This is a genomic window from Plectonema radiosum NIES-515 (assembly GCF_025753815.1).
Taxonomy (GTDB): Bacteria; Cyanobacteriota; Cyanobacteriia; order Cyanobacteriales; family Nostocaceae; genus Hassallia; species Hassallia radiosum_A.
On record NZ_JAOWRF010000038.1, the window covers coordinates 1 to 26,330 of the forward strand.

23 protein-coding genes and 1 pseudogene are annotated in these 26,330 nt (G+C 40.6%); 8 read left to right on the top strand and 16 right to left on the bottom strand.

What is annotated here, in order from left to right; translation table 11 throughout:
* Positions 1 to 146: 146 nt before the first annotated feature.
* Positions 147 to 1,607, bottom strand: coding sequence for a hypothetical protein (locus tag OGM63_RS02720; protein WP_263743970.1), 1,461 nt, complete (start codon positions 1,605 to 1,607; stop codon positions 147 to 149).
* A 302-nt stretch (positions 1,608 to 1,909) separates the two neighbouring features.
* On the opposite strand from OGM63_RS02720, the gene OGM63_RS02725 reads away from it, so the two are divergent.
* On the top strand, positions 1,910 to 2,629 hold the full coding sequence (locus OGM63_RS02725; protein ID WP_263743971.1) for a peptidoglycan-binding domain-containing protein: 720 nt from the start codon (positions 1,910 to 1,912) through the stop codon (positions 2,627 to 2,629).
* A 30-nt stretch (positions 2,630 to 2,659) separates the two neighbouring features.
* Here OGM63_RS02725 and OGM63_RS02730 read toward each other — a convergent pair whose 3' ends face one another.
* Both OGM63_RS02730 and radA read right to left on the bottom strand, forming a co-directional pair.
* Positions 2,660 to 3,553, bottom strand: coding sequence for an SDH family Clp fold serine proteinase (locus OGM63_RS02730; RefSeq protein WP_263743972.1), 894 nt, complete (start codon positions 3,551 to 3,553; stop codon positions 2,660 to 2,662).
* Positions 3,554 to 4,153: 600 nt separating this feature from the next.
* The gene (radA, locus tag OGM63_RS02735) at positions 4,154 to 5,683 is read right to left on the bottom strand and encodes a DNA repair protein RadA (RefSeq protein ID WP_263743973.1); all 1,530 of its coding nucleotides are present in this window, start codon (positions 5,681 to 5,683) and stop codon (positions 4,154 to 4,156) included.
* Between the two features lie 168 nt (positions 5,684 to 5,851).
* Between radA and rpaB the strand changes: the two genes are divergently transcribed.
* From rpaB to OGM63_RS02750, 3 genes are all read left to right on the top strand, one after another.
* Positions 5,852 to 6,580, top strand: a complete 729-nt coding sequence (rpaB, locus tag OGM63_RS02740; RefSeq protein ID WP_263743974.1) for a response regulator transcription factor RpaB — start codon at positions 5,852 to 5,854, stop codon at positions 6,578 to 6,580.
* A 122-nt stretch (positions 6,581 to 6,702) separates the two neighbouring features.
* Positions 6,703 to 7,338, top strand: a complete 636-nt coding sequence (locus OGM63_RS02745) for a cofactor assembly of complex C subunit B (protein WP_263743975.1) — start codon at positions 6,703 to 6,705, stop codon at positions 7,336 to 7,338.
* A gap of 79 nt (positions 7,339 to 7,417) precedes the next feature.
* Positions 7,418 to 7,936, top strand: coding sequence for a DUF456 domain-containing protein (locus tag OGM63_RS02750; RefSeq protein ID WP_263743976.1), 519 nt, complete (start codon positions 7,418 to 7,420; stop codon positions 7,934 to 7,936).
* 384 nt (positions 7,937 to 8,320) lie between these two features.
* Here OGM63_RS02750 and OGM63_RS02755 read toward each other — a convergent pair whose 3' ends face one another.
* The 3 genes from OGM63_RS02755 to OGM63_RS02765 form a co-directional block, all read right to left on the bottom strand.
* Entirely contained in the window at positions 8,321 to 9,151 is an 831-nt protein-coding gene (locus OGM63_RS02755) for a PEP-CTERM sorting domain-containing protein (RefSeq protein ID WP_263743977.1), read from the bottom strand.
* Positions 9,152 to 9,622: 471 nt separating this feature from the next.
* Positions 9,623 to 10,288, bottom strand: a complete 666-nt coding sequence (nblB, locus tag OGM63_RS02760; protein ID WP_263743978.1) for a phycobilisome degradation protein NblB — start codon at positions 10,286 to 10,288, stop codon at positions 9,623 to 9,625.
* A 103-nt stretch (positions 10,289 to 10,391) separates the two neighbouring features.
* The gene (locus OGM63_RS02765) at positions 10,392 to 10,856 is read right to left on the bottom strand and encodes a CBS domain-containing protein (RefSeq protein ID WP_263743979.1); all 465 of its coding nucleotides are present in this window, start codon (positions 10,854 to 10,856) and stop codon (positions 10,392 to 10,394) included.
* 372 nt (positions 10,857 to 11,228) lie between these two features.
* Between OGM63_RS02765 and OGM63_RS02770 the strand changes: the two genes are divergently transcribed.
* Positions 11,229 to 12,827 (top strand): Hsp70 family protein, encoded by a 1,599-nt coding sequence (locus tag OGM63_RS02770; RefSeq protein ID WP_263743980.1) that lies wholly within the window; start codon positions 11,229 to 11,231, stop codon positions 12,825 to 12,827.
* 125 nt (positions 12,828 to 12,952) lie between these two features.
* On the opposite strand, the gene OGM63_RS02775 is transcribed toward OGM63_RS02770, so the two are convergent.
* The 5 genes from OGM63_RS02775 to OGM63_RS02795 all read right to left on the bottom strand — a co-directional run bounded on the left by OGM63_RS02775 (position 12,953) and on the right by OGM63_RS02795 (position 18,902).
* Entirely contained in the window at positions 12,953 to 13,465 is a 513-nt protein-coding gene (locus OGM63_RS02775; protein ID WP_263743981.1) for a L,D-transpeptidase, read from the bottom strand.
* Between the two features lie 1,235 nt (positions 13,466 to 14,700).
* Positions 14,701 to 15,657: a polysaccharide deacetylase family protein gene (locus OGM63_RS02780; RefSeq protein WP_263743982.1), complete on the bottom strand. Its 957-nt coding sequence runs from the start codon at positions 15,655 to 15,657 to the stop codon at positions 14,701 to 14,703.
* Between the two features lie 485 nt (positions 15,658 to 16,142).
* On the bottom strand, positions 16,143 to 17,273 hold the full coding sequence (locus tag OGM63_RS02785) for a BMP family ABC transporter substrate-binding protein (protein WP_263743983.1): 1,131 nt from the start codon (positions 17,271 to 17,273) through the stop codon (positions 16,143 to 16,145).
* 268 nt (positions 17,274 to 17,541) lie between these two features.
* A complete protein-coding gene (locus OGM63_RS02790; protein WP_263743984.1) occupies positions 17,542 to 17,913 on the bottom strand; it encodes a sulfite exporter TauE/SafE family protein in 372 nt (123 codons plus the stop codon).
* Positions 17,914 to 17,936: 23 nt separating this feature from the next.
* Positions 17,937 to 18,902: an acetamidase/formamidase family protein gene (locus OGM63_RS02795; RefSeq protein WP_263743992.1), complete on the bottom strand. Its 966-nt coding sequence runs from the start codon at positions 18,900 to 18,902 to the stop codon at positions 17,937 to 17,939.
* Positions 18,903 to 19,122: 220 nt separating this feature from the next.
* Between OGM63_RS02795 and OGM63_RS02800 the strand changes: the two genes are divergently transcribed.
* Both OGM63_RS02800 and OGM63_RS02805 read left to right on the top strand, forming a co-directional pair.
* The gene (locus OGM63_RS02800; protein ID WP_263743985.1) at positions 19,123 to 19,527 is read left to right on the top strand and encodes a DUF5684 domain-containing protein; all 405 of its coding nucleotides are present in this window, start codon (positions 19,123 to 19,125) and stop codon (positions 19,525 to 19,527) included.
* Between the two features lie 27 nt (positions 19,528 to 19,554).
* Positions 19,555 to 20,217 (top strand): hypothetical protein, encoded by a 663-nt coding sequence (locus OGM63_RS02805; protein WP_263743986.1) that lies wholly within the window; start codon positions 19,555 to 19,557, stop codon positions 20,215 to 20,217.
* Positions 20,218 to 20,457: 240 nt separating this feature from the next.
* Here the strand turns inward: OGM63_RS02805 and OGM63_RS02810 are convergent.
* Positions 20,458 to 20,625: pseudogene (locus tag OGM63_RS02810) on the bottom strand (GTP-binding protein); the annotation flags it as partial.
* A 584-nt stretch (positions 20,626 to 21,209) separates the two neighbouring features.
* Between OGM63_RS02810 and OGM63_RS02815 the strand changes: the two are divergent.
* Entirely contained in the window at positions 21,210 to 22,697 is a 1,488-nt protein-coding gene (locus OGM63_RS02815; protein ID WP_263743987.1) for a right-handed parallel beta-helix repeat-containing protein, read from the top strand.
* Positions 22,698 to 23,011: 314 nt separating this feature from the next.
* On the opposite strand, the gene ureG is transcribed toward OGM63_RS02815, so the two are convergent.
* The 4 genes from ureG to OGM63_RS02835 form a co-directional block, all read right to left on the bottom strand.
* Positions 23,012 to 23,608 (bottom strand): urease accessory protein UreG, encoded by a 597-nt coding sequence (gene ureG, locus OGM63_RS02820; protein ID WP_263743988.1) that lies wholly within the window; start codon positions 23,606 to 23,608, stop codon positions 23,012 to 23,014.
* 47 nt (positions 23,609 to 23,655) lie between these two features.
* Positions 23,656 to 24,339 carry an urease accessory protein UreF gene (locus OGM63_RS02825; protein WP_263743989.1) on the bottom strand — a complete coding sequence of 228 codons (684 nt, stop codon included), beginning with the start codon at positions 24,337 to 24,339 and terminating at the stop codon, positions 23,656 to 23,658.
* Positions 24,323 to 24,757, bottom strand: a complete 435-nt coding sequence (ureE, locus tag OGM63_RS02830; protein ID WP_263743990.1) for an urease accessory protein UreE — start codon at positions 24,755 to 24,757, stop codon at positions 24,323 to 24,325. The genes OGM63_RS02825 and ureE overlap by 17 nt, the downstream gene beginning before the upstream one ends.
* 1,062 nt (positions 24,758 to 25,819) lie before the next feature.
* On the bottom strand, positions 25,820 to 26,107 hold the full coding sequence (locus tag OGM63_RS02835) for a Mo-dependent nitrogenase C-terminal domain-containing protein (RefSeq protein ID WP_263743991.1): 288 nt from the start codon (positions 26,105 to 26,107) through the stop codon (positions 25,820 to 25,822).
* Positions 26,108 to 26,330 lie beyond the last annotated feature (223 nt).

The window sequence follows — 26,330 nt, forward strand, 5'->3', positions numbered from 1 at the left end:
GAGACAAGGGAGACAAGGGAGACAAGGGAGACAAGGGAGACAAGGGAGACAAGGGAGACAAGGGAGACAAGGAGAATAATTCTTCTTTCCCCCCTCCCCCCATCTCCCCCTCCCCCCATCTCCCCCTCCCCCCATCTCCTCATCATCTACTCACTGCTTGCCTTATTCTTAGTTTGTAGTAGAGCAGAGCTTTTAGTGACTACTGTGGTGTGTGATGCTTGCGATCGCATCTGTCGAGTTTGTTGGATAATTTGCTCTATATCCTCGTGGGACAAGCGTTGGACGTAGTTGATTTTGACTTCTTCCAAAAAGTCAAAAAGTAAGCTTTGAATTTCTGAAAGTACTTGTTTTTTCTGCATTTCCGCTCCCAAGGCTTCGCTAAAGCGTTCGAGTAATTGACTCGAAAGTTTTGTGGCTACTGGATCTTCCACAGCGCTAACTAAAGCTTTGTAAAGGTTTGTGGCGATTTGAGTTGATAATTGTTCACTCAGTTGAGCCTGGATCTGTCCCACTCCGGGGAGGTTGTGCAGGTTGCGATAAATGGGGGATTGATTGAAGGCACCATCTATACTGTGATGCAATATGGCAACTATCTCTGGTTCAATTTTGGGTAGCACTTGATAAACGATCGCTTTGATCAAGATACCTGCGATCGCTTCCACTTCATTAATATTATTAATATCTACATACTCAGAGTGATTCTCTTTTTGCAATAGCCACCGCGTCAAGTCTCCCTGCTTTATCGATCCTTGAATCTGGTTAATTAGCCTGACTATGACAATTTCTGTGAGTTCTTCGGCAAAATTGGCGACAACTCCTTGATTAATTTGCTTTCTTACTGGTTGTAGATTTAATAAATGCGCTTGATCGAGGCGAACTAATACTGGTATGATTCGCAACAATCGCCAGAATGGAAGCAGCAAGAATAAATCGTACCAGCGCCACAAAACTGCATCTAACCAGCTAAAACCAGGATTTTGCCGTCTGATGTAAAAAGTCCGCGCTAGTAACTCTAAAGCAAAAAAAGTCACAAAGGGTAAATCTATTAACCACAAAATATTAGTAAATTCACCGTTTTCGTCGATTGTGCGGTAGTAGCCTGTAACGATTAAAGGTTGAATTTTCTGGTTGAAAAAAGCAATTTCTTGATTCCACCCATTTTCAGTTAAATAAGCTTGACTCCAAAAAGTGCCAAAGGCTTGTTTCGCAGATTTTACAGATGTGCGATCGCGCATTCTATTTTTGATTTTTTCCAGCGTTCCACTCTTATTTACTGCCCCAAAAGGATTACCGTCTATCATCTCAGTGCTCAGACGGCGCAATTCTTCCAGTTGGATTGCACTTTCTTTTGACTTTAACCCTGTTTGGCTTACCTGTTCTTCTAGTAACTTGACATTTTCTAGATAGTTTTCTATTTCTCGATGCGGTTTAATACCTTTTACTTTGTCATAAACCTTGGTAATTTGGGGAACTTTTCGCAAGTATAAATCCCGCCAAGGAATATAACTTAAATCAAACAAACAAATGCATAAATTTACTGTAGCAATAATTGCCATTAAGCGCTCAAACCATAAGTTTCGCCGCTTGTCCGAGTTTATTTGAGCCATTTGCTGATAAGTGGATTTTAGAAATATTTTTTATGACATCTCTAATTTATGTGTTTTATGGTGTTTTCACTACATATCCACTTAAATTTTAAAATCCGTCTATAGAAAGATGACGAAAATATCTTTATACTATTCACTTTATTTTCCTCAGACATAACTTAATTTAATCAAAAATAATTAATAATGAGGTTAAATAAACTTAAGATTCAGCTATCAGCCCGACTATCGTGCCTATGCTGAGAACCCCCGGCTTGAAGCCGGGGGATGAAAGTTAGCTGATTTAACCAAGAGGAGTTTCAACCATGTGGTGTGGATTTGGAAAATCAAGTGTTCCCGTAGCTGTCGTCTGCCTGATCGCAGCTAGCGTAGTAATTTCAGATACAGCTACTGCTGCTCGCCAACGTAATTATAGCCCACAACAATTTCGTGCAGTATTGCGGGGATTGGGCTATAGCGTTGACTTAACAAATACGCCCTTGACGGATGCGAAGACTAAAAAAGCTATTCGTGAATTCCAAACAGGGTACAAATTAACACCTGCTGATGGGGTAGCAGGACCGAAAACTCAAGATTTTGCCGCGAACATAATTAAAATTTTACAGGCAAACTTGAATGCGGTATTGAAGTCTAAGACTCCTCTACCCCGCGATCAGTTTTATGGTTCGCGGACGGAAGCGGCAGTTAAGGAAGCTCAGAAAAAACTTCAGCTAAAAGAAACTGGAATTGCCGATCTAGCATTTCGCCAAAGACTGAACGAGGAGGCAAAAACAAGCGGAGGTCAGCCGACTACTCAGCCAACTCCTGCACCGACATCCTCACCAACCCCGACACCCACAGCGACACCGACAACAAAACCAACTACAAGACCGACAACAACACCAACTACAAGACCGATAACAAGACCAAGAACAAGAACTACACCAACACCAACACCAACGGTGACACCGACATCTTCACCTGAGGCAACACCAACATCTTCACCAACGGTGACACCGACACCTACAGTTTCACCTACACCTTAGGTACAAGCAAAAAATGATGACACCAATGGCTCATTTCATCTGGGTGGGTTCTTCTAAGGGTCTGCCCTTAGGCACAGGTAAAATTGGGCGGCGATCGCTGTAAGGCATGGGTATGTATTGCACGCTGGGGCGTCCGCCTTGTGCCTGTGGGTACATATCCATGAGATCGTAAATTGAACGGGGCAGTCCGACTGTTATGGGCAGCCCCATTTCTGTAGCTTCCTCAATTGTGATGGGATAGTCGTGGGTAACACGTCCTGTAGTTAAGGCATCGATGATCGATTCGATATTTTCTGGCTGAACTTTCTGCTTGGGGATATTATCTTTCAGCAAAGTCCGCACAAATCGCTGCACTTGCTGAATTGCTTTGCGTGACAAATCTGCCATAATCAAGGTTTGGTCGTCAATTTCGCTTATGGGTTTGTCTTCTAACACTTTCAAGATACTCGCAGCCGGAAAGTTACCTAGTTGCGGATCGACTGGTCCCAAAACAGCGTTAGCATCCATGACGATTTCATCCGCAGCGAGGGCAAGCATTGTGCCGCCACTCATGGCATAATGAGGTACAAAAACAGTTACTTTTGCCTGATGACGAATTAAGGCTCTAGCGATTTGTTCGGTTGCTAAAACCAAACCACCAGGAGTGTGCAAAATTAAGTCAATGGGAACTTCTGGGGGGGTGAGACGAATTGCCCGCAGTATCTGTTCTGAGTCTTCGATGGTAATGTAGCGCGATATAGGAATTCCCAGTAAGCTGATAGACTCTTGACGGTGAATCAGCAATATCACTCGGCTTTTGCGTTCTTGCTGGAATTGTTGGAGAGAACTGACGCGACGATATTCAATCTGACGTTTTTGCCAGATGGGTTGCAGGGAGGATAAAAGCAGGAAAATCCAGAATAAATCTCCGATACCAAAGCCCATAATTCAAATTTTAAATTTCAAAATTTAAAGCGCAATTTTGGCAGATATTCCAGCTGTTTGCTTTATGCAAGTAAAAACATGTCAGGTAAAGATGACTGCAAAAATAGGCGTATCGTCATTATTGTGACAATATTTGCTAAATGGCGAGTCTATCTGAAGGGTTAAAATTGACCGGATTGCAGATGAAAGCAACTAACGTCCGCATTTACCCTGAACGTTCGGGGCATAAATAAACGCTCCTTAACGTAGTAACGGCTTTAGCCGTTAAAATCCAAGAGCGACGAGCGGTAAACCGCTCACTACGAACAAAAGAGCATTTTACGTTTAATTTCGCCCAGTTACTTATTTATAAAACTTTCAGATAATCTGCTATCTTTTTATACTAAAATTCGAGTATTATCCCTTAGTAAAGATAAAATATTTTTTCGTGTATCGGCTATGTCTAATAGTAAACCACTACTGCACATGAAGCCGCTGTATGGGCGTTTGTGTGTGGGAGAATTTGTAATTTAAATAAGATTAAGTTGAAAAGCGATCGCACTTCAACAGCACGAGAAAAATTCAAGTGTAAAGTGTTTATTAACGCCTTTGCGCGAAATTTTACTCATCATCTTTATCCGGCATCAAATCTTCTTCTGTCAATCCTTGTTGGGGAATGGCGGCGATAATTGCATCTATTACTTTGGCAACTGGTAAAATCTCAATATCAAGATCGGGAAATTTTTGCCCTTTGGGTACGATCGCTCTTTTAAACCCCAATTTCGCAGCTTCTTTCAATCGCAGTTCCATTTGGGAAACCGATCGCACTTGTCCCCCTAAACCTACTTCCCCAATCAACACTGTACCTGGATCGACGATGCGATCGCGGAAACTGGCAACAATAGCGATCGCTACTCCTAAATCTACCGCCGGTTCTTCCACATTCAACCCACCCGCAGAAGCAACGTAAGAATCCAACTTCGACATGGGAATCCCCACTCGTTTTTCTAACACCGCAAGTATTTGTACTAAGCGATTGTAATCTATGCCGGTGGTGGATCGACGCGGTGAAGAATAGCTAGTAGGACTTACCAGAGCTTGTAATTCTACCACAATTGGGCGAGTTCCTTCGCAAGCAACGACAATTGCTGTACCAGGTGCGGGATCGTCGCGATTTCCTAAAAATAATTCTGAGGGGTTGGCAACTTCCCGCAGTCCTTGTGACACCATTTCAAAAATACCGATTTCGTGAGTTGCCCCAAAGCGGTTTTTGACTGTTCTTAATAGTCGATGGGAGGCAAAGCGATCGCCTTCAAAGTACAATACTGTATCTACTAAGTGTTCTAAAACTTTCGGACCTGCGATCGCTCCTTCTTTGGTGACGTGTCCCACAATTAACATAGTAATATCTTCGTGTTTCGCCACTTTCATCAATGCGGCAGTACATTCCCGTACTTGCGCTACTGAACCTGGTGCTGAAGTTAACGTGGGAACAAATACTGTTTGAATACTATCAATTACTGCCACGTTTGGTTTGAGGGAGTCTATCTCCCGTAAAATCTCTTCTAAATCTGTTTCTGGCAAAACATATAAATCAGCACCGATACTTTCTGAGTTTTTTGGTTGTGGTGCTTCTTCTACAACTTTGTCATTTTCCTCACCATCTTCATTTGCATCTTTTGATACACCTAAGCGAGAAGCTCTTAATTTAATCTGCTGTCCTGATTCTTCCCCAGAAATGTAGAGGATGCGATATCTTTGGGCTAATTGATTTGATACTTGTAATAGTAGCGTAGATTTACCGATTCCCGGATCGCCGCCAATTAACACCATCGAACCGGGAACTATGCCACCACCAAGCACTCGATCAAGTTCTCCGTAACCGGATTCCCAGCGTGCTACAAGGCGATCGCTAATTTGGTCAAAAGTCAGAGATGCTCGTGCTTTCGGTGTCTTAACAGCAGATTTGCCGTTGTTTGAACTGTTTTGCCAACTACTTACTCCCCCCCGACTAGGTACATCTATTAAGGACTGTTTGGTAATCTGCTCTTCTAATGAATTGTAAGTACCGCAAGCTGGACACTTACCATACCACTGAGGTGATTCTGAACCACACTCATTACAAACAAAAACGCTTTTTGACTTAGCCATTCTTAAATCTTATTAATTAATCTTAATTATTTATTAATTTTTTCGACGATAAAAGTTGAATAATAGTAGTGGTTCTAGCTTTTTCCAAATGAATTCAGGTAATGATATCTTAATATTATGGTATTAAAAATTAATCTGAAAAATTTTAGTTAAGGAGCGTTGAAAAACTTGGAAAGTCATAAAGAAAAAATTCTAGTAGTAGATGATGAAGCTAGTATTCGTCGAATTTTGGAAACCCGCCTTTCGATGATTGGCTACGATGTGGTGACAGCAGGGGACGGTGAAGAAGCTTTGGAGACTTTTCGCAAAGCAGAACCTGACTTGGTTGTTTTGGATGTAATGATGCCAAAGCTGGATGGCTACGGCGTATGTCAAGAATTACGTAAAGAATCTGATGTACCCATTATTATGCTAACAGCTTTGGGCGATGTCGCCGATCGCATCACCGGGTTAGAGTTGGGTGCGGACGACTATGTAGTTAAACCATTTTCTCCTAAAGAACTAGAAGCTCGCATTCGCTCAGTGCTGCGACGAGTAGACAAAACAGGTGGTTCGGGAATTCCCAGTTCTGGGGTGATACATGTTGCCAATATCAGAATCGATACTAATAAGCGACAAGTATACAAAGGTGATGAGCGCATTCGCTTGACAGGTATGGAATTTAGCTTACTAGAGCTGTTAGTCAGTCGCTCTGGAGAAGCTTTTTCTCGTTCAGAAATTTTACAGGAAGTGTGGGGATACACACCAGAACGTCATGTAGATACCCGTGTGGTTGATGTGCATATATCCCGTTTGCGGGCAAAATTGGAAGATGACCCCAGTAACCCAGAGTTGATTCTCACCGCACGAGGTACTGGTTATTTGTTTCAACGGATAATTGAACCGGGAGAGGAGTGAGGGAGAGGGGGATAGGGGGATAGGGGGACAAGGGAGACAAGGGGGAGAAGGGGGACAAGGGGGACTCCTTGGGGACTCCTTGGGGACAAGTTTTGACTGTTTGACTTTTGACTTTTTGACCAATGACTACCGATCCGAATCGAGTTCTGCGGCGTCTACCCATCGTTGTTGGTGGTTTAGGCGCTATACTTTTGTTGATTAACCGTTTATTGACGACAGAACTAACTCAGTCTCAATCGCGTGGGGATGTGCTGGGTGTAATTTTGAGTGCGGTTTTAATTTTAACGGGTTTAATTTGGCAGCAGGTACAACCGCGATCGCCACAGACTGTAGAATTAATTGGTGAAGAAGGTTTTATACTTGCGTCGGATTTACCTGAAGCTGTCAAAACCGAATTAGCTTGGGCATCTCATTTATTGTTGACTAATACAGTCACGCGATCGCTTGTAGTTTTCTCTCAAGGTAAAGTTTTGTTGCGTCGCGGCATTCTCGCTACGAAATCGGAAGTTACACTAGGACCAATTTTAAAGCGAGTGCTAGAAACCCAAAAAGCAATTTATTTAGTTGCTTTAAAAGTATACCCAGGACAAATTGAATTTGATTATTTGCCAGAAAACACTCAAGGTGTAATTTGTCAACCTATCGGCAATCAAGGAGTTTTGATTTTAGCCGCAAATGCTCCTCGCAGTTATACCAAACAAGATGAAAAATGGATTGCTGGTATTGCTGACAAGTTAGCTGTTAGTTTAGGAAACTAGGGATTAGGGACGCTTGGACTAGAAAAAGAATTATTACCAATGCCCAATTCCCAATTACAACTTATGCAAATTAGAACTTATGCAAATTATTTATTGGCTACTTGTTGCGGTGATGATTTTCGGTATCATTGGTGCTGTGGTTCCGGCAATTCCGGGAACCAGTTTAATTTTAATTTCGATTATTATTTGGGGATTTGTGAGTGGTTCCTTCGCAGCGATTAAAATACCACTAATTGTGACAGTTATTGTTTTAGTTTTAAGTATTGGAGTAGATTTTTTAGGAGGTTATTTAGGAGCAAAACAAGCAGGTGCTAGTAAATATGGACAAATTGGAGCGGTAGTTGGTTTATTGCTGGGATTTTTTGGATTATTGCCGACTTTGCCTTTTGGAGGTCCCTTGTTAGGGATATTACTAGGACCGTTGTTGGGTGCAATTATCGGCGAGTATATATATCAACGTAACTTTCTCTCTTCGGTGAAAGCTGGTTTAGGGATTGTCGCAGGAACGTTAATTGGAAATTTGATTCAGGGAATATTAGCGATCGCTGCGGTTGCGGTTTTTTTATCCACAACTTGGTCCCAGGTCTTTGGTGGATAGAATTCAGACTATTATTGCACTCTCATCGAATACATGTAGAGACGTAGCACAGAATAGTCTCTACATTTGGGTTTTATATATGTACTTCCTAAACCGGAATTCTGCTGTAATTATCAAGAAAAAATGAGTATAGGAAAGTAATTAATTACTTCTTATACTCATTTAAAAGACATTGGAAAACGACTTACTTCAATAAAAAAGATGCAAAATCCTAAGAAATTTCTGGGAAAATCATATAATTAATGTATTTTAATGTTCGAGCCTCACTTGTAGATAGGATGAAAAAGCTAAAACTGATAATTGAAAGCTGTAAGGCATGATTTATTGCTTTGCCGCAAGTTAAACATGCCAGCCACAATGCACCCAAACTTATACAATTCGTAATTAAAATTGGATAGCTTGACGACGACGAGTTGCTAGCAACAATCCACCAACTAAAGCTAAACCAGCAAGTGTTGTTGGTTCGGGAACTGATTTTGCAGCTGCATGAGCGAGGGCAAAGTCACTGTTAGCATTACTATTTGATGCCACAGACGCATAGGTATAAGGAGTGAGGGTTAGGAAATCAAATTTGGCATTTCCGAAAGGATTTGTAATATCGTAATAACCACCACCATTACCCTTAGAAGGGCTAAGATTTGTAACTAAACCACTAGCAAAACTCCAGCTTGCAGTGTCTTTACCTGTTACTTTAAGAATGCCTTCAAGTCCAGTATTAGTTGTGATTTTCGCAGCCTCCCATACTGTATCTGCAAACACACCGGGTCGGTATAAAAAGCTTAAGCCGATATTTTTGAGAACATCTTTAGGATTCGGAAGAGTTAATACAATCGACTCTCCGTAGTTAATTTCACCAGCAACAACATCGCGAACAGGTTTTTTACCGGATACACCTACACCAATTACACCGTTAACCTTTTTACCTTGAAGTTCTTTACCTTCAGGATTAGGTGTAATTGTGAAACCGTCACCAGTTTTACAGTTTGGCTTAATAGTGGTGGAACTTAACCCACTGCTTGTGAAAGGACCGGCTAGAGCAGAGCAGCTTCCCAAATCAGTACTTGTGTTGAAATTAAAAGCTTGAGCGGGATTAGAAGAAAGAGCCAGAGCGCTACTTGTAATTAAGCTGATAAAAGCGAAGGATTTTTTGTAATTCATCATTTCTTTAGCCAGGTTGGATACTGTTAGTGATTTAGCAATCTTGTTAAATTTCATGATTGTGTCTCTTAATTTCACCTAATTGTTAATGCTTAAGGCAACTAATTTGTTGTGCCTTCTCTGCGTGTATATTCGTATGTTATTCGGCATTCACTGAGGTGTCATCTGGTAGACTGGCACATTAATATAAACTTTATTAGTCAGTTTACTTATGTGAAGCCTAATAGAATAAATACGGATTAATGACAAAAAAACAAACATCAATATACGGTTATTGTGTAAAAATAATGTCTGATGGTTTCCAGCTTTTTGCAGACTCTTTACAAAGAAATGAAAAGCTTTTCATGAAAAAATGAGCAGGAAATATCAAGCTGAAAACAAGCATTGCCTGTCAGCTATTACGGGAGCGGATTTGAACTGACTTTCGGTATTTAGAGAGCAACAATAACCATAAAAAAATCCCCATCTACTATTAGATGGGGACTTGAAAGTACTGCGTTAGCAGAGATTATCTAAACTCATGCTGCCTTAAGCTGACTGCAAAGATTTTTTGGCTTCAATCGCGATCGCTTCTACTTCATCAGTAGCCAAGGTTTCTAATATAGATTTGGCATCCACACCACCTAGAAGATTCAAAGATTGCACTAGTCTGTAGCGCACTTGCCAATCTGGATTACTCGCATAGGGGGCTAATAAGGGAACTGCTTGTGCGTCTCCCAATTCGCCAAAAGAACTAATGGCAGCAGTTTTGATTAAGTCGTTGTCTGAGGAAAGGGCTTCTTTGAGCAGCTCAAACGCTCGCGGATCACCCAACTCTCCTAATGTGGCAACGATGCTGAATTTTACTAGCCATTCCGGTGTTGTGTGGTAAACCTGTTGCATGTCTTCAAAAGCTGCATGTAGTTTCAGAGCACCCAAACAGTCAGCAGCGGCAGCTTGCACATCAGGTTCAGGATCGTTGAGCAAGTGATCGCGCAATATATTCAAAGATGCCTCTAAATCTTGTTTGCCCAAAGTATCAAACAGACTCACCGCTGAATACCGCACACGGGCACTACTGTCAGTAACTGCACTTTGAGCCAACTCAAAACCAATCGCAGGTTCCAAACCGCGAATTTGATTAACCGCACGCAAGCGATCGCCCAAATCCTCAGAACTGAGCATTTGCTTGACAGACTCAGGAGTAATACTCATTTATTTATCCTACTATTGAATGATGTTTTAAAAACAACGGTAATTGGTAAGTCGATAGTGATTAGTAGATGGTCGATAGTTGATAACTATTAACCACTAACAATTAATCTTGACTTGCTGCCATTGCTCGAACAATGTCACCACGGGTGAGGATACCAATTACTTGACCTGATTCGTCAAGTACTGGCAAGCGGTGAACCTTCTTATCGTGCATAACTCTGGCTGCTTGTGCTAAAGTTTTTTCTGCCTTAATAGTGATGGGATCTTTGCTCATAACTTCCCCAACAGTTTGTCCCAATGCTTTATGTAGGTCACGTTCGTAGGTGGCAGGATTTTTTAAATAGATGACGCTATCAAGAAACATGATGTATGCCGGTGGAGTTACACCAGTTTCTTGCCACATCAAATCCGTTTCCGATATAATACCTACCAACTTACCTACATCATCTACAACAGGTAATCCACTGATGCGACGTTCTGCGAGAATTTGGATCGCTTCATTTAAGGAAGTTTCTGACCGGACGACAATCGGGTCACGACTCATCACATCGGCAACGGTTTTCGGCATTTGCTTGGCTTAACCTTTTTTCAACCTATCTGGTTCATTGTAGAAAATTGCGGGTATCAACCGGACGGCGTTAATAGATTGTTACTTGTCAGATTCTGTGATGCAAAATTTTTCTAGTAAATCTATACAGTTTGCGATCGCTCCTATTTAGGAGCAATTTCATAGCCGTGTGTCTTTTGTGTCGGAACTACCAGAAAACACAGCGAATTTACTACTGATATATTATGTATGATAAAATACTTTATAAGTTGAAGCAAAACGCAAAGAAGAAGCGATCGCTCATTTGCGCTGTTGGTGGGTTATGGGAAAATAATCTCACGCACTCGTAGCACAGGGGCAAAAAGTTCCCTTGCGCGAAATAATTAGGAAAATATGGCGATCGCAATCGATTTTGGTACTAGCAACACAGTTATTGCTCGTTGGAATCCTGTCACCAACAGTGCAGAAACCATTAATATACCAGGTTTGTCAGTTAAACAAAGCCTGAATCCACCACTAATTCCCAGCTTGGTTTATGTTGAAGATGCATCGATTGGACAAGTATTAGTCGGACAACAAGTACGCGATCGCGGTTTCGATTTAAGTCAGGAACCGCGATTTTTTCGCAGCTTTAAACGCGGTATTGGTGCAGAAATTCAAGGCTTCTTACCCGAACTTGATGGACAAAATATCACCTTTGAGCAAGTAGGGCAATGGTTTCTTTCTCAGGTGATTTCTCAATTAGCAGCGATGCAAGGAGGGTTAGATTCTTTAATATTAACCGTACCCGTAGATAGCTTTGAAGCTTATCGTCATTGGTTAGGAAAAGTTTGTCAAGCCCTTCCCGTCGAATCTGTGCGAATGCTAGATGAACCCACAGCCGCAGCTTTGGGTTATGGGATGGTAGATGAAGAAATTCTTTTGGTAATTGACTTTGGTGGGGGAACTTTAGATTTATCTTTGGTACAGTTAGATAAAAGCATACAAAGAACCCAGAAACCAGTCGGTTTTCTGTTGAAATGGGGTAATAAATCTTTAGCCGAAGATTCAAAACAAAAAGTCAAAACTGCCCGCGTCCTGGCGAAAACAGGGCAAAATCTAGGGGGAACTGATATTGATAATTGGTTAGTAGATTACTTTGCCAAAACTCAAGGATTAGCGGTAAGTCCTTTGACAACGCGATTAGCAGAAAGGATAAAAATTCAGCTTTCAACCCAAACTCAAGGAAGCGAAGTTTATTTCGATGATGAGACATTTGAAAGTTACGAATTAGAACTAAATCGCGATACTTTAGAAAATATTCTCAAAGAACATTCGTTTTTTGAGTTATTAAATGAATCGATGACGACACTGTTACAGCAAGCACGACGTCAGGGAATAGAAATTGCCGATATAAATGCAGTTTTATTAGTTGGTGGAACAGTACAATTACCAGCAGTGCAAACTTGGGTAAAGCAGTATTTTAGCGAAGATAAAATTCGTTGCGAACGTCCTTTTGAAGCGATCGCTCAAGGTGCTTTACAATTAGCCCAAGGTGTAGAAATCAAAGATTTTCTTTACCACAGCTACGGTATCCGCTATTGGGATCGGCGCAACAAACGCCATAGCTGGCATCCTATCATTAAAGAGGGGCAGCCTTACCCGATGAGTCAAGCAGTAGAATTAGTTTTAGGCGCTTCCGTAGAAAATCAGCCCAGCATAGAATTAATTATGGGGGAATTGGGAGCGGAAAAAGGCGGTACTGAAGTTTTTTTTGATGGCGATCGCTTAATTACCCGTCGTCAAGATAACATAGGAACAACCGTCCAACCCCTCAACGACAAAGATGGTGCCAGAACAATAGCCCAACTTACCCCCCCAGGATATCCTGGAAGCGATCGCATCAAAATTCTTTTTCAAGTCGATGGGCAGCGCTTTTTACGAATCACAGTTGAAGACTTATTTACACATGAAACTCTCTTAGAAAATCAATTAGTCGTGCAATTGAGTTAAAAACAATAGGGAATGGGGAATAGGGAATGGGGAATAGGGAATGGGGAATAGGGAATGGGGAAAAAGCAGATTTCCCCCTTGTCCCCCTTGTCCCCTTGTCCCCCTGTCCTCCCTCCCCCTCCCCCCTACCTCTGTATAACCACAGAAGTTCCCACCGTTGCCCAATTGAATAACCATTTAGCGTGATTTACTGCGACATTTATACACCCATGACTGACTGGAGTACCAAAATTTCGATGCCAATCTGCACCATGAATTCCATAGCTGCCATCATAAAACATTGCATAGGGAACGTTTGGAACATCGTAATTATCACCACGCATTCTGATTTTTCTGTGTTTGGATTGAATCTTAAAAGTACCTGTGCGAGTGGGGGTAGATTTTTTGCCTGTGGAAATAGCAATAGCATACATCGGTGTTGCTCCTTCCCAAGCTGTTAAACGTTGCTTTGAGAGGTTAATTTGAATCCAGCGCTGATTAGATTGTTGTAGAGTTTGGATTTGTTCAGCAATTATTTGCCTTTTTGGTTTTGCCCACACTTGAGCTGCTTCAGCATTAACAAAAGTTAAAGTCAATGCAGCACCAGCAATAAATACTTTTAAGGTACGCAACCAATTAGAAGAAATCAGACTTTTCATAGTAAGTATACTCAGCTTAAGTTTTTAACTCATGTTTTGCACCACCACCAAGCAAATATAATTAGCTGAATGCAAGATATAATTTCAAGGAATTTTTCAGTTTTTAACTTGAATTCCTTGAAATTATAGGAAGCATGAGTTTTATATAATTTAATCGTAAAGCAACTCTTTTAATTAGTCACTACTCTGAATCTTCAGTAGAGCCTTTAGTCCCTTCCGGCAACATTTGACCGAGATACCTACCGATGCCGACCGGGAGTCAAGTCCCCATTCATTTGGACTGAACTTATCGTCCGCGATCGTCAACACATTCATCTCCAATTACCAAAATAATTACAACCACAGACCTAACATTTAACTTTGACAGCATTGGTTAGCTCTCATATATTTTTTATTTATACTTCTGTTTCAGCTTTAACTGTTTAATTTCGTCAAAAAACCGATTAGATTTACGAGCAATTTTCTCGTCTCAAGTATTTATAAAGTAATCAACCTTCTGCCTAAGTTCGTTGTAAATTGCACCATTTACATCAAATTTGCGCTCGTTTCAAGCAATCCGATTATTAAGTGATATTTTTAAATCTTCAATTGCATCATAGATTGAAGCCTCTACTTGAAAGACTCTATATATGTGCAAAAATGAATTCATATTTTTTAGCGATATCGCAATAAGAGATTTTGACCTCACCTTTCTTCAATAAAAGTTTTAGCGTTGTCATTACTTATTTAATTTTTAAAGCTCAACTGGTAGCGACTTGATTCGCACCGATGGTAATTGTTAGCACAGCACGAAATCAAGCGATCGCTATTCCCCATACTATAGCCTTTCCTAGTCTGCTGAGGGACAAATTTATCTGCGTCCATTGGCATTCAATACGGTTCGGATAAGAAATATTTGATAAACCAAAAACCTTGTAGAGACGCGATATATCGCGTCTCTACATACCCTAAATCACCACGAAAAATCAGACGAGCGAACCGTATTGCATTGGCATTTATCTGTCTTCCGAAGCGGTTAATTCAATATTCTGTACCTCATGAATGTGGGAATCGCTATATATCGAGTCTCAGCACAGACCGGAAGATGGCAATTCTTCACCGACCAACATTCCTGATTGAACTGCGGCAGCAGCTTTGCGGGGGAAGTTTCCCCCGCAAACGTGTATGAATCAATGTCGTTCGTTGGTCACTTCCTCCGAAGCCCAAAATTCATCCCACACTCCTACAAAGTATCACTAATTATTGGGCTGAGGATTTGGATATTCATCTGTAACCGCAGGTGTTACTGTTGGTGAAGGTGCTGTTGCCATTTGTTCTTTATCTTGTATTTCCAATAATTCGGGGATCGTCACAAATCGATAACCTTGAGCCTTCAAATCGGCAATCATTTGTGGTAATGCTTTGACAGTTTTGGCACGGTTGCCACCCCCATCGTGCATCAATATAATTGCCCCTGGCTTACTACTTTTTATCACATTCTTTACCAGTCCCGGCACTTGAGGGGAACGACGTTCCGCGTCACCTGACTCACCAGACCACATCATCACAGCATAATGGTGATTTTTGGCGTAGGCAACTAATCCATTATTCAGAAAGCCTCCAGGTGGACGAAATAGAGAGGTTTTCTCACCTGTAGTTTTATAAATAATATCTGCCGTGCGGTCAATTTCTTTAGCCGCCGTTGCAGTATCCATGCGACGATACCAATGATGCCATGTATGATTACCAATTACATGACCATCATCTGCAACTTGTTTGGCAATTTGGGGAAACGCTTGTACCATTTCCCCAACCATAAAAAATGTAGCTTTGACGTTGTTTTTCTTGAGAATTTCTAACACCTGTACCGTGTTTTTTGGTCCAGGTCCATCATCAAAGGTGAGAGCGACAACTTTATCAGTTGGTTTCAGTTTCGCTTGAGAAATAATTGTTCCCTGAAATAATTTTGGCACATCAGAAATCACATTTGTACTTGGAACGACAGCTTGCGCTGATGTACTCATAACTCTGCCCAAATTCCCAAGTTCTTGATGCTTGGGATTTTTTAAACTTGTGTTTTCTGGGGTTTTAATTGCCAGTTGATGATTAACTTGGCTTGCAGGTACAACTAAACTTAAAGCAAAACTTCCAGCAGCTGTAACGGAAGTAATTATTCCTATTAGTACAACTTTAGATAATTTATTAGCGGACACTTAAATCTCCTCACAATTAATTGGTTATTGCGTGTTGGTTGATACTTGATAGTTGTTGGTTGTCAAAAGTTCCCACTATCCAACCCTATCGTCTAATTTCCAGTCGGTTATAAATTAGCATATCTGCTGCCAAAAGAAATAAAAATAAAATACCTTGAAACAAACTCGCTATAACGTTGTCAAGTCCTTTGTTTAATCTGCAATAATTCGCTGCCTACATCAAGAAGCGCTATCAACAAACTAGATAAAATCATCCCTAACGGGTTTAATCGTCCGATGAATGGGGCGATGATGGGAGTATAACCGTAACTGGGAGAAATGGTAAGGCGTAGTTGACCAATTAGACCTGTGACGGGAGCACGCACCAGCTAAACCGGGTAATCCACGAGCGATAAGTAGACTTAAGCAAATTATGCGATCGCTCTTTATCCCAGCATACTCCGCAGTTTTATATATGTACGAACTTAGGAGTGAAATCTGCTGTATCATAAGTGAAGCGTCCCCTCAACACCTTCAACATACCAATCCATAGCCAATTGTGCCTTGTCAGCCAACACCTTACCTTGTGGAACTCTGACTACACCTTGTTGATCTTTCACCAGACCATCAAAAGGATGTGCCGTACCCTTAATAAACTCATCACGCTTTGCATTTACCAATTGCTGAACATCAGATGGAATCACCTGATTCATCGGCGAAATATCTACCATTTCTTGACTAATACCATCCCAAACATCTTGAGATTTCCAAGTTCCATTAATCACAGAAAAAGCTTTATTAGTGTAAAATTTACCCCACTTATTAATTGCTGATGTTAAATGTGATTTAGTTCCAAACTTACTCATGTCAGTATTGTAACCAAAAGCATAAATACCCTTTTCTTCTGCTAGTTGAATTGCCGCAGCCGAGTCAGTATGCTGTGATAAAACATCCGCATCTAAATTTACCAAAGCTTGCGCTGCTTCCCTTTCTTTTGCCGGATCAAACCAACTTTTTACCCAAATTACTTTAACTTGTGCTTTGGGATTAGTTGACCGTACTCCTTGAGTGAAAGCACCAATCCCGCGAATTACTTCGGGAATTGGATATGCACCAATAAAACCGATGATATTAGATTTTGTCATCTTGCCGGCAATCATTCCAGTTAAATATCGCGGTTCTTCAAAACGTCCTAAATAAGTGCCGACATTCACAGCGCGTTTGTATCCAGTACAATGTTCAAAGAAAACTTTCGGAAAGTCTTTTGCGACTTTGATTGTCGGGTTCATCAAGCTAAAAGAAGTTATAAAAATCAACTTGTTTCCATCTAAAGCTAGTTGACGAATTACCCTTTCAGCATCAGCACCTTCGCTGACATTTTCTACAAAGGTAGTTTTCACCTTATCCTGTAAATTAGCCTGCAATTCTCTACGACCTAAATCGTGGGCATAAGTCCAGCCAAAATCTTTGACAGGTTCAACATATATAAATCCTACCTTGAGAGGTTCATTTGCCCCTAAAGGTGATGCTGTAGTAGACACCTTACCCTCTTGATTGGATTTTCTGCCAGTACAGCCAGCAATGGTAAAGCCAACCCCTGATAAAGTGGCATAATGAAGAAAGTTACGACGATCCATATTCAAAAAGATTTTTTATTGTTAGCAACAACGCCAAATATACAATCATCTATTTGCCTGATTTTGCTTGTTTGTTGTGGTGGGCAACTTACTTAAAAATTTTGATAATAATGATTTCGATTATACTAAATTTTGATTAGATGGTGATACTATGTTTTGCAAATTGCATTCATCCGGAAAAATAAGCGATCGCCTAGCTCACAACTTAAACAATGTAGGTAAAGTCAACAACCTTACCTACAAAAAAAATTGGTATTTTTACCACTTTCTACCGGAAAAACAAATATCTACAACCAATCACTAATAAAAAGATACCGTATAGCTTCTTCATCATTTCACTGCTAATAAACGGTTGATTGGCAAACAGCGCTCCAAAGAAATTACCAACTATTAGACCAACTGCAATAAATACAGCATATTTGATATTGACATTACCGTTGCGATAATAAACAATTGCTGCTAAAATGCCGATTGGCAATATTTGAGCAGCAACTGAAGTGCCAGTGGCAAACTTCTGATCCATACCAATTAGCAAGACCATTGTCGGTACCATAATTGCACCACCACCGATACCAAACATACCACCAGCAACGCCAGCAACTAGCCCAATTAGCAGCATTTGAATGATTATGTTAGACATAAAAAGCGTTGGTAAATAGTTAATTATAAACTAATTTGCTTTGTAAATATTGACTTTGGTAGCATTCCGTGAACGCCTTTTTGGGGACTGTTAACAACTTGAGTAATGCGGAAATTCACAGATATACTACACAATACATAAGCATCTTCTGGCGATAAATTTGCAAAGCGTTCCAGAAAATTAATCATGTTTTTTACAGCAAATTCTAAAGCTTCATCTAAAGTTTGACCAAACCCCATTGTAATGATATCGGTAGGAGTTTCGGCAATGGGTGTTGTCAGTTGCAAATCTTTGCGAAGTTTGAGTTCTATAGTACCGTTCATCGAAGTTTCAATCGCGGTAACATTAACTTCACCGTCTCCTTGTGCGGAATGTCCATCACCAATAGAAAATAATCCACCAGTCACAAAAATTGGCAAAAATACTCTAGAATCAATTTGCAATTCGCGGTTATCGATATTACCCCCATAGCAACCAGGAGGAATTGAATTTCGCGACGTTTCGGGAGTAGCCACACCAAGAATACCAAAAAAGGGTTTGAGGGGAATTTTAATGTTACTACCCGTAGGAAATTCAGCGATATTATTTTCTAAATCGAGAGAAATGAATCTCAGAGCAGGTTGAGTAAACTGGTGTGGTAAAACTCCCCAACCTGTACGAATCGCATTAAAACCAACAGGTAAACTCGGTTTAATTGCCTTTAATTTTACCTCCAAAACGTCCCCCACTGACGCGCCCCGCACATAAATTGGTCCGGTGAGTAAATGCGGTCCCCCACCAACTTTGCGTTCTGGGGCAAGATTTTCGCAAATGTCAACAAATTCTGGCGTCAGAAACTCCGATGGTGCTTTGTCGTAAATGTAGTAACCAGTGTAAGTTTCCACATCAACCGTATCCCCAGAATCTACAGTCAATGCTGGTTCTAGCTGTTGAGAGAAACCACCCAGATGAACGGTTTCCTTGGTAGCTTTTAAAATGTGGTGAGTCATTGCCGCGCTTTCTGCTTGCTCAGTATTATTGCTTAGGATAGCGGGTTTGATGTCTACCAACTCATTTTTTATCCGGCTTGGTTAATTTGTAGCTCAAACTACCAAAAATGTATCATTTGAGTTACACAAAAGCTAATTTTTGTTTAAATTAGCACATTAACAGTCAATCTCAAGTTAGAAAGATACAAATTATTCATTTTTAGTTTTTGCGAGGATAAAAATGGTTTTTCTAACTTCTGATTGGAGTTCCGTCTATCTTCTTGCTCAAAGTAACCAAAGTTCTGATAGCGCTGGTGGAAGTTTCTTTAGCTTTATTTTTGGACTTGCTGCTTATATTTTTGGTTCTTACTGCTTCTATAAAATCTACCAGAAGCTAGGAGAACCAAACGCTTGGTTTGCTTGGGTTCCAATTTTAAATAACTGGATAATGTACAAAGCAGGAGATCAGTCACCTTGGTGGACTATTGGAATTTTCATTCCTTTGGTGAATTTTGTTGCTTTGATTTTCCTGATCGTAGCATTTGTGAATATTGTGAAAAAGCTTGGCAAGAATCCGTGGTTAATTTTGTTGATGATTATTCCGATAATTAACTTTGTAATACTATATAATTTTGCCTTTGGTTAATTGAAGAATAAAAAAGTAAAAAATCAAATGAAAAATAAGTATTTTATCCTTTGTTTAAGAAGTGCGATCGCGGAGCGACTCCAAAGGAGTATCGCGGAGCGACTCCAAAGGAGTATCGCGGAGCGACTCCAAAGGAGTATCGCAAAGCGACTCCAAAGGAGTATCGCAAAGCGACTCCAAAGGAGTATCGCAAAGCGACTCCAAAGGAGTATCGTCTACTCGCTTTCCACAGGTATTCCTCTTTTTTCAGCATTATCAGCTAACGCAGCCCAAGTTGAACTTAGCGTTTACAAATCATCAAATACACCAGCCGCAAACTGTCCGCAAAAGGTGATTGTGACAGAACAAAACGCGCCTTACTACGAAGGAGGGTACACTATTAACGGTTCAGCAAAATTAAGTTCTTTCGCTGAAGCTTTTACCATTTCTAATACTGACCCTTTTAGCGTAACTTGGGTAGGAAATCTCAAGCCTGCATTTAGTAAATGTATCGCTGCTGGTAGTATCATCAAATCTGGTAGTGAAGATAAAAATTATGACTTCCATCTCCGCGTGCGTTTTACTGGTGGTAAAGTATTTTTAATTTTGGATATGACGGGTTTACAAGATGCTAATAACTTCTTTCCTGTAATTACAAAAAAAGGTGTTACCGCTGGAAATCCTACTTGGAGTTGGAGTGGAACTGACTGATTTTCACGCAAAAGCCGCAAACGTCGTAGAGACGTTCCGGTGGAACGTCTCTACGATAGGTGTTCCAACACCCGACATCATATGATTAATATATAGTGGGCAATGCCTAGCATTTTATCTATTAATGCTATTCATAATTATAAATTAAAAAATCTTTTGATAAACAAACTCAATTACGTCTGAAAATTATTGTTTTATTTTCAAATTAGTGAAAATAAAAGGTTTTTCACCACGCATTTTTTTAGCATCTAGCTGTTCAATTGCGGCTAAATTCATCGAAGCATCTTCGCAAATAGCTGTGTGGGGACAACCATCAGTTTCTACACCCAAAATGCGATCGCCACTCAAAGCATGAAAAAGCACCAAAAAATGTGCATCCTCCTAAGGATAGATATCATTCGTGACAACAGTACGCCCATGCAGGACTCAACGACAGCAGCAGTCTTTATCTAATGCCTGTATATGAGACAAATTAGTATGAAATCATACAGTAAAAACCAGACTTTCCAAAATGCATAAATTTTCTGCGAATGCGTAAATACAGTCTACAGGCGGTTTTCGAGATGGGAGGAACTAAAAAATTCTCACTTGCTAGTGACGTTTAGCGTAAGTTCCCATACAATCAACAGGGAAAAGAAATTCCTTTTAATTTCTAGGGTGCTTCAGCCAAATTATGTCTATAGGTTCAAAAGCAATGGTTAAGCCTAGAACTAATCAAGCATTTACCTAATTCTTACCGCAGAGTGATTTGAATTTTACGAACTTTGAATTTTATGACCAAAAGAAATGCTTCTGGTCATAAAGCTTAAAGTCAAAAGTGCGATCGCTCCAACAATAACCAAAGCTCATAGAGCTTTTAGGGCTTTTCTGATTGCTCTAAACAGGGTCCTGCCTTTCCGATGCGTCATTTCCAGTTACGACGTTAACAAAGAACTTGATCGAGGCAAAGCATGAACTTTAGAGAATCTTGTGGGCTTGAAGCAAATGTCTTGGTGGATGCTATCACCAATTCGTCTAACCCTCTAGTAGACCCCATTCAAACTATGAATGGAGCAAGCAGCTCAACGCTGACACCTGTATCCATAGCTTCTCCAGTCAATAACTCTGGGGCTGCCTACTATGTTTCAACAAATGGTAGTGATGACAATCCAGGTACAAGCGATCAGCCTTGGAAAACTGTTAACTATGCGGTTAATAAAGATATCGTCAAGGCAGGTGATACTATCCTGGTTCAGCCTGGTACTTACACTGAGCTAATCACCCTTGGTAAATCTGGTAATAGTGAGTCGGGTTATATCACACTCAAAGCCAATGGTAACGTTACATTACGCGACCCTGATCCTATCGTCGGTGGCTTCCGGGAAGGAGTTATCCAGTCAGCTAACAAGGGCTATTGGAACATCGATGGCTTCCGCATTGAGAACACTTCCTGGGCTGGAATTTCTCTGCGTGATGCCAACAATATGATTGTCCAAAACAACCATACCTATGAGACCGGTGCTTCAGGTATCATCGTGCTGCCTGAAACCTACTATGATGGTGGGGAAAGGGAGATTACCAATAAAAATATCAAGATCCTCAACAATACCGTTGAACGAGCCAACTGGAGATGGCAGGGCAACGGTGACGAAAATGGGACGCAGGAAGCACTGAGCATCTGGGGTGTCGATGGGTTTGAGGTAGCCAATAATACTCTCAAAGAGGGTAGCCGCGAAGGCATCGATGCCAAAGTAGGTTCCCGTAATGGCTCCATTCACGGCAACATTGTAACTGGTCAAGCACTGGTCTCTGGGACATTTATTAGGGGCTACAACGGTGGTCCAGCCATCTACCTTGATGGCAACCGTGCTGATATGTTTAACATTGATGTCTATGACAATGTTGTCTTCAATAACACTGCTGATGCAATTGTGATTGCAGATGAAGTTCCTAATCAAGGGGATGTATCTAATATCCGAATCTACAACAACGTTGTCTATAACAATGGAATACGGGGAGTCAATGGTGGTCAAGGAATTGGGGTTAACAGTAATGTTCGTAACGTTGAGATTGTCAACAATACCCTTGTCAAGAATGTCCAAGAAATTTTCATTGATGGTATAGATTATCTTGGGGGTTATAAAAGTCATGACATTCTGGTTCGCAACAATATCTTTAGCGATAGTGCCTACCGGAATGGGATTATCGAAGATGTGGACAACGTAACCTTAGACAACAACTTATTCTCGGATAAGTTTGAGAGACTCTACGATGGTGGGAGTGGACTTGGGAACCTGAAAGCTAGTAACAACACTACGGTTAAGTCAGTTGAGTTTGTCAGTTTAGATGGCAATGATTTCCATCTCACATCTGCATCGAGGGCAATTGATATTGGCTCTCTAGAAATTGGTCAGTATGCACAGATCGATATGGATGGCAAGCCACGAAACCAAGGTGCTGGACTTGATCTAGGTGCCTACGAGTATTCAGGTCTTCGTTAAGAACGCTGCTGCATTAGACATCTGGTAGAAAAGATGTAGAGACGTAGCAATGCTACGTCTCTTGGGGTTTGGGTAACGCATAGTTAATTTTCACATCGGTTGTCTATTAGACATCTCCGAAAATTAAATGTGCATCAACCAAAACCCTTGTAGAGACGCGACCGGTCGCGTTTCTACATTCTTTTCCACTCCTATGTCTATTAGATATGACTGGCTTGAAAGATGCTAACAATTTGTTAGGTTAAAGGGTAAAGGGTAAAACTTACTTAGCCTTACCCTTTTTGTCCTTATATTGCATGTAGCGCATTGACTTATTAACAAATATTAGTGGATACAAACTTAATTATATCTGCTAATCCGGATTGGGTTTTCAAATTAGTAAAAATAAAAGGTTTTTCACCACGCATTTTTTTAGCATCGCCTTCCATAACATTTAAATCTGCACCAACATAAGGAGCCAAATCGATTTTATTTATCACTAATAAATCAGATTTCGTAATTCCGGGACCACCTTTACGAGGAATTTTATCACCAGCGGCAACATCAATAACGTAAATAGTTAAATCTACCAATTCGGGGCTAAAAGTAGCCGCCAAATTATCGCCACCGCTTTCTAAAAAGACCAAATTTAAATCGGGAAAACGCACTTCTAACTGTTCAATTGCGGCTAAATTCATCGAAGCATCTTCGCGAATAGCTGTGTGAGGACAACCACCAGTTTCTACACCCAAAATGCGATCGCCACTTAAGGCTTGAGAACGCACCAAAAATTGTGCATCCTCCTGAGTATAGATATCATTTGTCACGACGGCAATATTATATTTTTCACGCATTGCCTTACACAATGCATCCACCAAAGCCGTCTTTCCCGATCCTACAGGACCTGCTACACCTACGCGAAATGGGTTCATTATTTATTGATTGTTGGTTGTTAGTTAGGGGAGGGCACCCTACATGTTTAACTGCGAAATAATCGTGTATACTGCGTTTCATGCGCCATGCTTGCTAAAGATAGACCCCAACTACAACAACTAAGGTTATCATCTTCTAAGGCGAGAATGGAGGCTGTTGCATCGTTAATTAGTGGTTGTAACTTCACTAATAACAACTGTCCCCCTGTTTGTCCTAAAGGTATAAGTTTCACCCCAGCGGTAATTAAATTACTTACCCAGCTATGTAGATATCCTAATATTGCGGCTTGAATATTGATATCCCAGTAAGCAGCGGCAATGCCGAAAGCGATCGCATAATTACAATAATTACCCACAGCATCAGCCAAAGGCTTGATCTGAGGTTCTAGTTTGCCAAATAATTGGATAAGCGATCGCCCCATTTGTAAACTAGAGTTGCGTAATTCTTCAGTTTCGCGAGCCGCAGATAACCACATATTCCAACGAGATAGAGCTTCTAAGTCATTCATTTTTACACAATTATGCGCTCTTACCATCACTGCCGCTTCTAACCGAATTGCCCCATAACGCAATTCGGCTTCTAACCAATGCTGTAAACCTTCTTGATTATTAATAACGTTATTTTCTACCAGGGTTTCCAAGCCTTCAGAATAACTATATGCTCCCACAGGTAAAGCCGGACTCGCTAACTGTAAAAGACATAAAAGATTGCTTTCAGTGAGTGTGTCCATAAGCACCCATTTCTGGCTGAAAAGGTAAAACTTCCTCTTTGATTTTTAGCCCCAATTGTTCCAACATTGAGCGTAAAACAGAATCGGGCAAGAAGCGTAAATAACTTGCAGTTATTTCACATGGTACATGACGATTTCCTAAATGATATACTGCCCGTAATAATAATAACGGTGTTTCGGCAAGTGCAGTTAAAACAGGTTCGGGTTTGGCAGCAATTCTGACTAAATTGCTGTTTGTTTCATCTTCAAGAATATCCCCATCATGTAACACTGTTCCTCTGGGTAAACGCAAAAACACAGCTTGTCCATCTATTTCAAAGCGATGACGACTGCGAGTGCGTTCTTCTGCTGTGAGTGCAAGAGTTAAGGTGACTGCTGCATCAGGATTTGAAGGTTTGCGTTGCGTACAAGTGAGCATGGGCAATTAAAAATTTAAAATAAAAAATGCCAAATTAAGAGAAACTGACACATAGGTAATTGCATTCAACTAGAACAGCAGGAGTCCTCCAGGTTTAAGTTCGTTCCAGTGTCAGCGTTTTGTGGGACGTAGCGATAATAGATGCCAAGAACCGGAGGTTATTTTTTTATTTTGAATTGGGGATTGGGGACTCCTCGGTGCAATACCAAAAGCCCTCACCCACCAAACTCGAATATTGTTATATTACCAAGGCAGGGGGAAAGGGGAAAGGAAAAAGGGGAAATGTTGAATTAAGACACGCAATTGCGATCGCGTTTCCCCATTACATCCCTCTCAGACTTTCTCGGTCAGCGACCGCTATCTAATAGACATCTCCATAAATGAACTATGCGTTGTCCAAAACCCTTGTAGAGACGTGAAATTTCACGTCTCTACATTGTTTTTCGGAGATGTGTAATAGACATCTCCATAAATGAACTATGCGTTGTCCAAAACCCCAAGAGACGTTAAATTTAACGTCACAATAATTCTTTTTCAAATAGGTTGTCTAATCAAGGGTTGTGGATAACGCATATTTAATTTTCAAATAAGTTGTCTAATGGAGTGACCACCAAAACCCTTGTAGAGACATTAGACATCGACCTAATTTAATTATGCGTTGCCCGAAACCCTTGATTAGACGTAGCACATGCAACCTCTCTACGTTTTTTCTGGAGATGTATATTAGACATCTCCAAAAATTAATTATGCGTTAACCAGAATCCTTGTAGAGACGCAAAATTTTGCGTCTCTACATTCTTTTCCGGAGATGTCTATTATATGTAAGGTCTTTACAATATAGGCAATTTACCGGATATGGTATTAGACAAAATTTAGTAAGCTTGGAAAGCCGCTTGCTACCGTGAGGCTTTAAATTCAGGTCGTTAAATTTAAAAGATATCTGCGTCGGCTGCCTGAATTATTTACGGGTTTGCACAAAGTCTGGCTAATGATTTATTGAGGCTGAAGGGTTAATTAACTATGTAGTTTTCGCTTTTGCATCAAAAAAATAAACATGAACTTTTAGCAATAAGCTGTCACATCTTCACCGCATTCATCAGCAAGATAACACAAAGCTTTGAAACGCAGACCAACCACTTGCTCATAAAGAGGATTTAACTTACACATTGGGGGAATGTGAAATAATTTGCGTCCAAATAGTTTGATATCTCTTTCAAAAGGACATTGAGCAGGAATAAGTTGACACAAGAAATGGGCAAGTTTAGGATTATTAATTTCTCTCGATTCCATCCACTCGCGGATTGGATATAGTAAATCGTTTGGTGATGGGATTTGAGTAAAGCTTGTCATGATTTATCTCCTGATGATTTATGATTAGATTGCCTTTTATTTTTGGGTTTGAACCTTTTGTTATAAGTAAGTAGGTTCTGCTTTATTAGTTTATGCAGTTATTTGTATTGTCTAAGTTTTTATCAGGCATAGCGCTCTCTTGTCGGCACAATTTTAACTACCAACTCAAATAATGCCCTTCCGGATAATCTTCGATATATTTGGCTCTCAGGAGGGGGGGAGG